Below are 12,774 nucleotides of genomic sequence, written 5' to 3' on the forward strand. Positions count from 1 at the left end.
TTGTTGAGTGTATAACTGCCGTGACCTTTTGTCCAACGCGTTCATATGATGCTTTGTCAAAGAAAGGGGTGATGAGATGGGAGCCTATCATGACTGCATGCGATGCTTGAACCAGAGAGTCCGCATTTGGACAAGAGACGGATGTATACACGAAGGAAGAATCCTAAGAGTGGATCGTGATAACGTGTTTTTGGAGACAGATCGAAGAGACGGATCACGCAACTCCATTTTAACATTAAGCCTGTTCACGCTGCTCGCGCTTACCTTAATCTGATCTCTTGAATCTCCTCGCAAAGAGGAGATTTTTTTGAAATCAAAACTGGTGAGGAATTTTTGTAATGAGCCATTTCCAGTGAATACGGCCGGACATCAGGATGTAGGCATTTTTGTGTCATTATCCTACAATGTAGGCACATTTGTGCTTTTTTTATGACACAATTTCTCCTAAATAAATAACAGAAAGCCTGATCCATCAGGCTTTCTGCTGGATAAAATAAAATACATAAAGTAAAATAGTAAAGACCCTGCCAACACACAGCCAGCAGGGTCTTATTATTACAAGATAATTAGAATATCCCACCCTACAGACGGGATGGATATTTCGGAAGGATAAAGAGTGATACATCTGTAGAATGGAGAAGAGCAAGTAATTGCGGCAGCATTTCATTATATGCAGAGGTTATTCAAATGCTCCAAAAACAATTTAACCCTGTCAGCACAAAGCTGGCAGGGTTAAAAAAATGTTGTTTACTTAGAAAAAGAAAGATCTAGTTATGATAACCAGCAAGATGAACAGGACTAATATAGCTGCAGTGCTGGTACCAAGACCACCATAACCATAGCCTGTTCCGCCTACAACTTCACTCATGAGTACGCCCTCCTTTAGTTTAGAGTACATCATATCTTATGGATTGCTGAACTTTTTGGTAAGGGCGAAGATATCAAGGGCAAACACTCATTTTTAATTTCGGACTATAATTAGAATGAATCAAAAAAACAACCCTGCAAGCTAATAGCCAACAGGGTTTTCGTCATTCCTCGTTCCTTATTCTTTATTACCAACAAAATGTCGACAAGATAATTACCAGCAGAATAAAGAGCACAAGGATAGCACCAACATTGTTGTGCAAGCCGTATCCGTAACCTACGCCACCAACAACACCATCGCTCATACATGTACCTCCTTTGCCAGAAGTTAATATTACAATATGTATGTTCCATTATTTAGGAATGGGTTAATACGCTTGATATTTGATTTTATTCTTCTTGGAGTTTCATTTATAACTTTAAGAGTGCCCCTTGTTTTCAAACAGAGCAAAATGAAAAACTAAACCTTTGTGTAAAAGATAAATGCCATGCCGATAGTAACCAGCAGGGTCTTTGTGTTACGAACAAAATGCTTTCAAAATAATTACCAATGGAATAAAGAGCACCAAGATAACACCTATATTATTAGGGTAGCACCAAATCCAACACCTCTGACGTCGCTCATGAAAGTACCTCCCTCTTATCAAAAATATTGATATCATATGGGTAAAGTCATATCTCTGCTTAGGCGCTTGTATATTTTTATATTCAGTATAATCATTATCTCCACTCACAGCTTTCACTAAAATAACTTTGGTGTCATTGGTAATCCATATACTAAATGATACGTAAGCTGCAACAAATATGACCACTAACGTTAAAACCAGCCATTTAACCATAATGTCTGCCCAAAAAAAGAACCCCTAATTGGGATTCATTTTGGATTTAAATTTGTATGCTTTGCTCGATGTGATCAACCATATCCGAAGAATCTAAGAAGCCCACACCAAGATCTAATGAACGATGAATCGTCCGTATGGATTCTTGTTCATCCCGGTGGCTATCGTAAGAATCGGACATGGTCATGCAGCCTAACCCTAAAGCTGATACTTCCAGTCCGCTTGCGCCAAGCGCTCTTTTCTTCATAAATAAATCTCTCCGAATGCCTATCGGTAAAGTGGGCAGGTTATCGTCAAGGCCTTTTTTTTGCTATATCTATCAATAATCCTTCGCACGCTCAGGCCGCTCTGCAAGCCAGTCCTCGAGCCTCGCCACCCGTTCAGGATAGAGACCGCTTCTTGCTAAGAAGCCAATGCCGTGATCAAGCATCGGATCTTGATCTGTCGGCTGGTACCGCAAATCGACGCTCCAACGCACCTCATGAGAATTATTTGGTGTCGACATATGCAGACAGCGATCATTAAACAAGATCGCACTGCCCGCAGCTACAGGTAGTGGCACGGTATTTGTCTTACCCAACTGGTCCTCTCTCAGTGCAGTATAGCCGGTTCCACTCTCCTGCTCCTGATACCATTTCAGTACCCGCTTGCGGTGTGTTTTGGGCTTAATATGCAGGCAGCCATTGACCTCATTGGCATCAACAATGGCGATCCACACCGTTATGACAGGGTTCGCGTTGGCACCCGGCCAATACGATTTATCCTGATGCCAAGGGACGGCCCCTGCAGCGACCTTCGGTATTTTCGGCCTGGTATTGTAGACTGGATTAGCGAACAACTCATCTCCGATGAGCGACGTCACGGCATCCAAAATTTTCAGATTTGTCATGAGGTCAAAATAGCCGGGTAAACGGTCTCGCCAGCTCCTGCCGTACTTTAGAAAATCTTCCGCCGTCAAATCTACGAACAACTCAGCAAGCCGTAGAGGAAATGGCCTGTCTTCCAGTTTATCAGAGACTAGACCCGCTTGGAAAAGCTCATCTGCAATCATGGAAACCTTTGTCATCATTGCTTCCTTGACAGGAATCATTTCCTTCTCTGTTAGTAGATTTGGCAGGACAATATATCCTTCTTCATTATAGAAATCAATTTGTTCCTTCGTAAGGCTCCCCAAATTTTGTTGGCTCATACCCGCTTTTCCTCTCTCATGAAATGTAGTTCCAATAAGCATAATTTAACAAACACAAGTAAGTTCGGTATTTAGGGTTCTTTCCGAGATATTGTTCATTTTTTTCGGTTTTCTTCTTTGAAGCAAAGAGAATCGGCTATTGTTTACGCGCTTCATCTGGTGAAGATGGAAAATGAACCATTACAGTCGGAGAAAAAAAATCCAATAAAGAAAGGGGATCTCGTCTTCCTCCCGCCTACTATCCTTCACTCCTTCTTCTCATCACCAGAGCAACCACTCATAGCGTGTAACATTTATTGTGAGCTGTGGACAAGTAACCCGCAGTCAACACCGTACAGGAATGGCTCCTATTCAGAGGTGGATTTCGGGTTTAAAATGCGATCACTGTCGTTTCTCCAGAACTCCTATACCCCTCCGCAGAGTTACTCATTCTGGCAACCACTTATTTTTAGATTGTGCCCATAAACAATATAGGAGCAGAGAAGCGGCTAATCTCAGTCCACTTCTCTATTTCTATTAAACTAGCAATTACTGTTCACCTAACAGCAGCTCCATGACATACATTTCAATGGCCTCGTAATCTCTGGCAGCGCGGTAGCGGTCAACAAGCTCCGTGTTGAATTTCCGAACCTTAGCCTCCATCAGCCTTACCATCTTCAAGCTATTTTCCAGATGTGCATAGGAAGATTCAATGGATTGTGTACGCATGGCTTTCACATCAAGCCCGACATATTCGCCATTTTTGCCATAGCCGTTATCCATTAATACTTTTACCTGATTAAACGCAGAACGGAGATTTTCCACTCCGAAGGACTTGTCCTGGTCATAACGCAAGCCGTTCTGATCGTTTAAGTGAACTCCCCACAGCTTGCCTTGCGAAAGACAGAACCCGAGCTCAAGGGACGGCTCCAAGCCTGCAAGAACAGCGTGAGCGGACTCTAGCAATGCACCTACTCTGTTAGGATCATTCGTACCTGCAGCAAATCCCAGCACATGGCCTACCGTAGGAACAAAGCTGCGGTCAATCGGCTCATTCGGCTTCGGTTCAATCAAAATGCGAATGGTTGGGTCATACGCCAGAATCTCGTTAGCCGCTTCACGCAGTCGCTGTAGACCAAGCACAGGGTCCTTGCTCTCCGCACAGAGCGTTCCTTCTCTGGCTAACCAGAGTACCAGTCGATCTGTTCCCAGTTCTTTTGCAATATCGATGGAACGCTTAGCGCGCCATATGGCGAACTCGCGATCCTCTGCGGAGTTAGATGTAAATCCCCCATCGATTGTCCGATCATCGAGCCATAGACGCGGAGCGACGAATTCAGCTTCCAGCCCCAGCCCATCCAGTTCTTGCTTAAGCTCTCTTGCACGAACTTTAATCGCATCCTCGGACAAGTCATTGATATCTGGAACCGCATCGTCATCATGGAATTGAACACCTGTAAAGCCGATTTCCTTGAACTTGCGAAGCTTGGCATCGACCGGAATCGAGCTTCTAACCTCCGGGCCGAAGGCATCTGCGCCTTCGTGTACATTCCATGGTCCTACCGAATATTTGAAGTTTGTTGTTGTCATGTTAGTGAAACCTCCAATTTTTTTGTATGATTTCAGTTGTTTATAGAATTTTATGTTATTTAAATTCAATCAGACAGTATTATGGATGATGTAACGATTGTGCGGCAGCAAATTTACTCGGAGTAATGCCTACTGCGACTTTGAAGGAACGGCTGAACAGATGAATACTAGAAAATCCAACAGCCTCCGCAATTTCGGTCAACGTATACTTTCCTTCGATAATTTTTCTTTTGGCTGTCTCAATCCGAATATGCATCACATATTTTTGAACGGTGATGCCTAGCTGCTTCTTGAACAGATGAGACAGATGATTTGTTGATATACCGGCATGCTCACTAATGACTGCATTGCTGAGCAGTGGATCCGCAAAACTGTCATTAATAAAGTCAATCGCCCGCTCAATAAACGGCCAGCCTTTTGTCAGCTTTCCCTCATCTGCCTGCAAATTCGTCTGCCCCTTTAAGAACAAGTACAACAGCTCTATACAAATGGACTTGATCATGAGCTCATTGCCTGGCTTAGCATCCAGAATCTCCTTGTATAACAAAAGAAACTTTTTTTTAATATCGATTCGCTCCGCGAGCTGCATACGAGAGATCGGACAGATCGAGGCGAGTTTCATCTCCCGTTCTGACACCATATCCCTGTCCTGCTTGGTTGCTTGGGTATCCTGCAGCTTGCTTCGCTGCTCATCGTAATACAAATCAAAATGAAAAATATATTGAATGAGCGGTAGGTCTGAGGTATAGTGAATGATATGTGGCATAAATGGATGCATCAGCAGAATGTCGCCCTCTTGAGCCAAATACTTGACACCGCCCAAAAAAAACTCAGCTTCTCCCTGTTCGATATAAGTAAATACATGATCGTGATTCAGCCACTCCCCCGTAAGTGCGAAGCTTTTCATAATTCTTGCATGTCTTACAAAGGGTGAGATATCATTCATCCAAGTTTCAAACACACCGCTGCCTCCTAACTTTATTAACGGTAATCCCTACACTGACTCATAAGTGGTCTCAATGCGTGACCCAGTTAGTGCCGACTGTCCGATTGCATCAAGTACCACCTGATTCCGGTATCCATCCTCGAAAGTTGGTGAAGGATTCGAACCACTGGCAATCCCTTGCATCAGTTCATAAACCAGATGGATAAAGGTATGCTCGTAGCCAATCGGATGTCCGGCTGCCCAGTAAGCACCCGCATAGGGATGAACACCTTCTGTACAGTTTATTGATCGATAGCCCTGCATACCCTCGGGATCATCCTTCAGATAGAGCTCAAGGGTATTCATATGCTCGATCTCCCAGCGTATAGAGCCTTTGGAGCCGTTAATTTCGATTCGGTTACTGTTCCGGTTGCCTTGGGCAAAGCGAGTCGCCTCCAGCACACCCATCGCTCCGTTCTCGAATTTTAACATTGCTGCTACGGCATCGTCTACATCAACATCAGCCATGACTACCTCATCGCTTAATACCGCATGTAAGCCTCCAGCCATCTCACCAATCGGCCTTCTTTTAATAAAGGTCTCGGCCATACCCGTTACTTCCTTAATCTCGCCGACTAAAAAACGGGCTAGGTCGATAGAGTGCGCCATCAAATCTCCAAGCGTCCCAGAGCCGGTCATTTCTTTGCGCATTCGCCACACAAGAGGGAAATTTGGGTCCATAATCCAATCCTGCAAATACTGTGCCCGGAAGTGATAAATCTCGCCCAGGGCTCCCTCATCGATCAGGCGCTTTGCATGCTGCAGGGCCGGAACAAATCGGTAGTTATGACAGATCATATGCGTGATGCCTGCTTTATCTGCTTCCCGCCACATCGCCAATGCCTCCTGAGCATTCATGGCCAGCGGCTTCTCGCAGATGACATGCTTGCCGGCCTGAGCTGCAGCAATTGCAATTTCGCCATGCGAGCTATTGGGCGTTCCAATATCAATCACATCAATATCATCACGATCCAGTAATCTGCGCCAATCTGTCTCATAGGACAGCCAGCCGAGCTTCTCTGCAGCTGTCTTGACAGCTTCAGCGTCTCGTCCCACAAGGGTTTGAAGAACCGGCTCGACATCTAGATCGAAGAAAAATGGCAAGTCTCTATAGGCATGACTATGTGCCTTGCCCATAAATTTATAGCCGATCATACCGACCCGAATCTTCCTTTTAAGTGTCATGACTGTAGCATACCCCCTTGATTGGAATATTCAGTTCACGTTCCACGAAATTCCGACAAATTTCCAGACTTTGAATGGGTGTACTGGTGGACTGATCAATCTCAACCGTCATCCAGCCGGTGTATCCGATGTCTGATAGAGCCTCGATAACGGGCTGGAAGTTGATTGTGCCGAGCCCTAGCTCACAAAATACAGGCAGCGATTCATTCCCCAGCAGCATAGGGAAATCTTCCTTGGTAGCTTCCTTGCTGGTCAGGTCCTTCAGATGAACATAAGCGACGCGGTCACGATATTTGCGTATAACGGCTACCGGGTCCATACCGCCGCCGGTCAAGTGTGCTGTATCCGGGGCAAAGAACACGACCTCTGGATCAGTCAAATTCATCAGTGTGTCCAGCTCATTCTCATCCTGAACTTCCGTCCACAGATGGGGATGCAGACAAGCCTTCACACCAAGGTCATAGGTCCGTTTCGCTGCTTCATTGATCGTTTCAGCTGCTACCTTCAGCTCATCCATCGTGGTTGGTTTCTGGCGTGGACCTCCGGGACCGAATACTAAATTCTGAGCACCACACTCCGCAATAATTCGGGCAAGCCTCACGTTATAATCGATAATCACTTTACGACTGGCAGGATCTATGAATCTGCGGTTCATCTCGCCAGAGGCTCCGCCGTAAAGCGCAGTCATCACCAGACCTTTACTGGACAACAATTCTTTGAACTCATTAATGCGGTTTTCGTAAGAAAGGGCAAATGAAGACCAAGGCTCAATCGCGGTATACCCAAGCGCTGAAGCTTCCTCCAATGCTTTGAAATGATCTTGCCCCCAAGTAATTGCATGTACACTGATCTTGCCTTTGAAGTTAGACATGGTAAATCCCCACCTTAATCATAAGTAATAGCTAATTTCATAATACGCGATAATAACGACAACTCATTCCTCATGCCCTTAACCCTTGACCGCTCCGGCCGTCATACCGGACATGATTTTATTGCTGAAGAATAGATACATGACAATAATTGGCAGTGAGGTAATAACGAGCCCGGCAATTTTGCCTGTATAGTCGGTTGTATGCTGCCCGCTGAAGAAGGTAAGCCAGATCGGAAGTGTAAATAGATCAGAAGATTTGTTCAGCACCAGAGCAAAGGAAAACTCATTCCAGGTTCCCAGGATACTCAGAATGGCAACCGTAGACATGATGGGCAGGCAAATCGGAAAAATGACTCTAAACATCGTATTGTCGAAAGAACTGCCATCGATATAAGCGGCCTCTTCAATTTCTCGGGATATACCTTTAATGAAGCTATCGAAGAGGAAGATCGCAACAGGTAGATGAAACGCAATATAAGGCAGAATCAAGGTAAAGCGATTATCCAGCATGCCAAACCACTTAAACTGAACAAAGAGCGGGACAAGCAATGCATGGATTGGAATCATCATCCCAGCTAGGAAGAGTACCATCAACAGCTTCTTGCCTCTGAACTCAATTCTTGAGAAGAAGTAGCCGATAATGAAAGAAAACAAAATAATGATCGGAACCGGAATCACTGTATTCAGTAGGCTGCTAAATATAGCAGAGCCGATGTTGCCAATCTCAAATGCATTGGCATAGTTCTCTAGAGTCGGGCTGGTTGGAAGCGAAATCGTGTTCAAGCTGAAGTCCGGATTCGACTTTACGGATGTGTAAACCATCCATACAATGGGAAACAAGGCTGACAAGGTGAACAAAAGAACAACGATATTCACAACTACTTGCAAGAGCATGCCTATTGGCGTGGTGCTTTTCTTCATCCCCTCTCCTCACCACCAATCCACTTGAACATGACCAGAACGATAATGGCACATAGGATGAGCATCCCGATCGAAATCGCACTACCATATCCGAGTCTGCTCATTGTAAAAGCATTATTGTAGGCATATTGAGCCATAACCATAGAGCTTCTACCTGGTCCTCCGCCTGTCATGACATAAATATGATCAAATACCTTTAAAGTACCTGTGATGCAGAGCGTCAGCGCTACAGTCATCACATTTCTCAATAGCGGAAATATCACGAATACCGTTTTCTTGTACCAGTTTGCGCCATCGATTTCGCAGGCCTCCAGGACATCCTTCGAGATATTTTGCATGCCTGCCAAAAAAATAATGAAATACAAGCCGATATACTGCCATACAAGCGGAACGGATACCGTATAAAGAACATAATCCGGGTTATCCAGCCAGAGCACAGGCTCCATGTTGAATAGATTTAGAAACCAATTCAGAATGCCCAGCCGATAGTTGTAAATCATAGACCATAGGTAACCTGTAACAACAGGAGCCAATACGACTGGCAAAAAAATCGCGATCCGGTGCAGACTGGCCATCCGAAGCATGTTCGTCATAAAGAATGAGGAGATTACAAACGCGATGCCGATTTGCCCGATCACACAAATGACAGCTATAATAATATTGTTCTTGAACGAAAACCAGAAGTCACTGTCCTTCACTAGCGCCATATAGTTTTGAAGCCCGACAAATTGGGTAACGCTCTCATTCTGCAAGCTGTAATAGAACGAGAGCACTAACGGAACAAGCACCGTAAATGAGTAAATGAGCAGAATCGGAACGAGATATCGCAGCAACGGTCCAGCTTGAAGTTTGAAAAGACGACTGTTGTTCATATACTCAACCCTTTTCTAGACAAAATTATTGTTGGGAATCCTGTATCGTTTGTATCTTTTTAGCTAGGTCAGCGGGTTGAATGCCCCCAATTAACAGATCTTGAATACCTTTATAAATGACTTCCACCAGCGCTGGATTGAGCTGAATATCATAGATTGGCGTAAACTTCTTGCCTTCCATGAATTGAAAATATTCAACCGATAGCGGAGCCAGCTTGGACTTATCATAATCAGTCACTTTCACAGGCGGCTGCCCATTACGCTCAATTTTCTTCCGACCATATTCTTCGTTTGATACTTTCTTGAGCAGCTTGATGGCCGCTTCTTTCTCCGCACCTGTTAGCTTGGCATTGTAAGCAACCGACCAGCCGGAGCCACCAGCGACAGCAAGAGGGTCACCCTTCCCTCCAGGAACGGGCGGTAAACTTGCAAGTCCTGTAGACTTCTCTATATCCTCTGGACCATCACGTGTAATGTCAGTGACCGCCCATGCACCGTCGATGATCATTGCAGCCTGCTTATTGAAATAAAGTGTTCGCGCCTGGCTCGGATCAATACTGTTAATATCCGGGTTAAATGCGCCCATCTTAGCCAAATCCTGCAGTTGAGTCAAAGCGCTTACAAATTCAGCATCTGTGAACTTTGCCTTGCCAGCCTTCATTTCATGGAACCATTCCGTGCCAGTGAATCGATCAGCCAGCGTACTGAAAATGGTGGAACCAACAGGAACATTGGATTTGTTGCCCATTGCAATAGGTGTTACCCCGATTGCTTTTAGCTTCTCAATGGCATCTGTGAACCCATCCCACGTCTTCGGAAATTCGGAAATGCCCGCTTGTTGGAAGAGCTTCTTATTGTAATAAATCATGTGGACCGTAAACATCGCGGTAGGCACACCGTATATGTTGCCATCTACCGTAAATTCATCAAAGCTGTTCGGCAGGAAGCCATCCCTCCACGCCGGATCAGCATCCAGCGCTTCATTCAAGGTTCCTACATAGCCCTTGGGGATATAGTCGATCAGCATGGAACCATTAGCAACGAACAAGTCCGGCAATTCTCCGGAAGCGCCAAGTGTCGTCATTTTCACCCTGTAGGCATCATGGGGAACGGCTTCCTCAACGAGGTTTATATTTTTATTCTCGTCGCGGAACTCTTGCAGCGCTTCTCTGAATATTTCGCCATTTTTATCCACATCGTAATGCCCAATAGTCAGTGTGATTTTGTCAGTAGAAGATTCCGCAGCCGATGCATTCTCGTTCACAGCTTTTTTCTCACTACAGCCGAACAGGGTTAGCGATACAGCAAGACATGTGCTTAGCATGATGATCGTTTTTCTTTTTCTACTTTTCATAAGAAACTCCCCCCTTGACTATATACCTGCAAATGCTTTGTTAAATCCAGCCTGGGACCGTGCCAGCAACTGAGTAGACTCCTGCTCGGCTGCTAATGGAGACAACACCTCTTGGGCAACGACATCCTTATAGCCAATCTTCCCAAGACTGCTCAGAAATCCAGTTAGATCAATGGCCCCTTCCCCGGGATAGAGCCTGTCACCGTCCATGAGCTCACTAATGGCCCAGTTCTTCGCATCATTCAGATGCACATGGACGATCTGTTCTGGTTTAAGCTTCAGAATGGCCTCTGTCCCCAATCCATTGGTATGCCAATGATAGGAATCAAACAGTAATCCGACATTACGGGCTTGAATGGTATCAATCCATGCTAGCGTATCGTCGAGCGTCCAGATAAACGGATTTGCCCACTCTTCTCGCAAATGCCAGCTGCCTACGAATTCCAACCCAAAACGAATACCATACGCAGCGAGAATATCTGCACATAGACGCAATCTGCGAGTCGCAGCAATCATAAACGGAGCTACATCTTGATCCGTAGATGGCAAAATATACGTACAGCATTTATTCCCTCCCAGCAGCTTCGCTGCCTTTGCCTGTTCAACGAGCGCTGGCAGTCCCTCTAAGAATGCCTCCTCCGTTGAACGCCAATCCACTGGCATATCGAAGGAGCCAAGGACGATATTGTTGCTTTCTAGCAGGTGTAATGCCTTCTCCATCCCAACCTCACGGATCAAATCCGCAGGGTTGAGGTCAACTGACTGGAATCCGAATTGTACCGCATAGACAATAAACTGTTCATTTGAAGCAATATGTCCTATACCGGCTCTCGTTAAGCCTCTGATCATTTGTCTGCCTCCTAACACCAATCGAATAATACGCCATGATACTGGTCCTTATGATTACGCAAGCCTTCGTAAGCTTCTTTCGCTTGCTCTGGCTTAATCACATGACTCAGCAGCGGCTCCAGTTGCAATCGTTTCTGCTTAATCAGTTTGAATACAATCTTGGAGTTGCGAACCAGCGAATGCTTGACGAACGTATCAGGCTCGCTCGGATAACGCCACTCATGCGCACCCTTGAAGGTAATGGAACCGCGTGAGAAAAGGTGACAGTAGTTGAGCACATCCGTGACGTCGGTGTTGTACACGCCACGCGGGCTGCCTAGGAAAATGATCTCGCCCAATCTAGCGATCCACGAAAGGCTATCTACGCCTACTTGAGGGACACCTGTTGCTTCAATATGCGTCGAGACGCCTTTTCCATCCGTCAGCGCTGTGATTTGTTCTTTTACCTGCTCTTCCCCGCCATTGATTGTCAGTTCTATACCACATCGTTGTGCGGTTTGCAGCCGTTCTGGCGACAAGTCAATACCAATGACATTGGCCCCTTGCAATCTTGCAAGCTGTGCTGCCAAGTTCCCAACAAGCCCAAGTCCTGTCACGCTGACATAGTCGCCAAGTTCGATATCAGAGACACGTGTGGAGGTGAAGGCAACCGTCGCCATTCTAGTGAACGGTACCCATTTGAGATCCAGATCCTCTGGTACCTTTATGAATACGTCGGAGGCACGGACAACTTGATATTCCGAATGGCAGCCGTAGTGAAACACCACATCGCCTGGCTTGAAATTCGTTACACCAGAACCAACCTCGATGATGGTACTTACGCTTGAATAGCCAGGACAGACAGGAAGCTGTGCCCATTCCTCTTTACCAGTAAGCATCGCCAGTTCCGTTCCAGGGCTAATAAGGGAGTAAATCAATTTAACAAGCACTTCATTGCCCGCTAACTCCTGGGGAACGAACTCTTCCTCCACCGTCTCCACTTGCTGCGGACTTACAAACATGACCTTACGATTTTTCATAGTTTTCACTCCTGTTTTTCATCTGCGTTTGGACCCTATTAGAGAAGCAACACTTATAATGTAAGGCTTTTCATTTCGAAAGTCTTTGATCGTAAAACCAATTTTTTATCTAAAACACCGATATAGCAATTTGAATCTGTGTGACACAACCTATTAGCGTACAAGGTCACTAAAAACTGAAAAATGTTAAACATAGCCGCGATTAAAAAAATCCATATACTGTAAATCCTGTGAATGATATCAACTTCACCTTT

At 45.3% G+C, this 12,774-nt stretch carries 12 protein-coding genes and 1 pseudogene; all 13 read right to left on the reverse strand.

The features are described 5' to 3' along the window. Positions 1–751 precede the first annotated feature (751 nt). Positions 752–868: a sporulation protein YjcZ gene (gene yjcZ, locus GCU45_RS00380; RefSeq protein ID WP_143812959.1), complete on the reverse strand. Its 117-nt coding sequence runs from the start codon at positions 866–868 to the stop codon at positions 752–754. Between the two features lie 187 nt (positions 869–1,055). After that, complete coding sequence (locus GCU45_RS33975; RefSeq protein WP_208837088.1) at positions 1,056–1,172, reverse strand: YjcZ family sporulation protein; 117 nt, start codon at positions 1,170–1,172, stop codon at positions 1,056–1,058. Between the two features lie 613 nt (positions 1,173–1,785). Further along, positions 1,786–1,953 (reverse strand): annotated as a pseudogene (locus GCU45_RS00385) (aldo/keto reductase); the annotation flags it as partial. Positions 1,954–2,025: 72 nt separating this feature from the next. Then, the gene (locus GCU45_RS00390) at positions 2,026–2,895 is read right to left on the reverse strand and encodes a phytanoyl-CoA dioxygenase family protein (protein ID WP_167527038.1); all 870 of its coding nucleotides are present in this window, start codon (positions 2,893–2,895) and stop codon (positions 2,026–2,028) included. Between the two features lie 528 nt (positions 2,896–3,423). Then, positions 3,424–4,464: a TIM barrel protein gene (locus GCU45_RS00395; RefSeq protein ID WP_152397613.1), complete on the reverse strand. Its 1,041-nt coding sequence runs from the start codon at positions 4,462–4,464 to the stop codon at positions 3,424–3,426. A 79-nt stretch (positions 4,465–4,543) separates the two neighbouring features. Next, positions 4,544–5,425: an AraC family transcriptional regulator gene (locus GCU45_RS00400; RefSeq protein ID WP_152397614.1), complete on the reverse strand. Its 882-nt coding sequence runs from the start codon at positions 5,423–5,425 to the stop codon at positions 4,544–4,546. A 33-nt stretch (positions 5,426–5,458) separates the two neighbouring features. Continuing rightward, complete coding sequence (locus tag GCU45_RS00405) at positions 5,459–6,634, reverse strand: Gfo/Idh/MocA family protein (protein ID WP_208837090.1); 1,176 nt, start codon at positions 6,632–6,634, stop codon at positions 5,459–5,461. Beyond that, complete coding sequence (locus GCU45_RS00410) at positions 6,624–7,505, reverse strand: sugar phosphate isomerase/epimerase family protein (protein ID WP_152397615.1); 882 nt, start codon at positions 7,503–7,505, stop codon at positions 6,624–6,626. Before GCU45_RS00410 ends, GCU45_RS00405 begins: the two co-directional genes overlap by 11 nt. A gap of 78 nt (positions 7,506–7,583) precedes the next feature. Then, positions 7,584–8,426, reverse strand: a complete 843-nt coding sequence (locus GCU45_RS00415) for a carbohydrate ABC transporter permease (RefSeq protein ID WP_152397616.1) — start codon at positions 8,424–8,426, stop codon at positions 7,584–7,586. Continuing rightward, positions 8,423–9,298 carry a carbohydrate ABC transporter permease gene (locus GCU45_RS00420; RefSeq protein ID WP_152397617.1) on the reverse strand — a complete coding sequence of 292 codons (876 nt, stop codon included), beginning with the start codon at positions 9,296–9,298 and terminating at the stop codon, positions 8,423–8,425. Before GCU45_RS00420 ends, GCU45_RS00415 begins: the two co-directional genes overlap by 4 nt. A gap of 25 nt (positions 9,299–9,323) precedes the next feature. Continuing rightward, positions 9,324–10,652: an extracellular solute-binding protein gene (locus GCU45_RS00425; RefSeq protein ID WP_152397618.1), complete on the reverse strand. Its 1,329-nt coding sequence runs from the start codon at positions 10,650–10,652 to the stop codon at positions 9,324–9,326. Positions 10,653–10,670: 18 nt separating this feature from the next. Continuing rightward, positions 10,671–11,501, reverse strand: a complete 831-nt coding sequence (locus GCU45_RS00430) for a sugar phosphate isomerase/epimerase family protein (RefSeq protein WP_152397619.1) — start codon at positions 11,499–11,501, stop codon at positions 10,671–10,673. An 11-nt stretch (positions 11,502–11,512) separates the two neighbouring features. Then, positions 11,513–12,520, reverse strand: coding sequence for a zinc-dependent alcohol dehydrogenase (locus GCU45_RS00435; RefSeq protein WP_152397620.1), 1,008 nt, complete (start codon positions 12,518–12,520; stop codon positions 11,513–11,515). Positions 12,521–12,774 lie beyond the last annotated feature (254 nt).

This window comes from Paenibacillus cellulositrophicus (genome assembly GCF_009363095.1).
Taxonomy (GTDB): Bacteria; Bacillota; Bacilli; order Paenibacillales; family Paenibacillaceae; genus Paenibacillus_AQ; species Paenibacillus_AQ favisporus.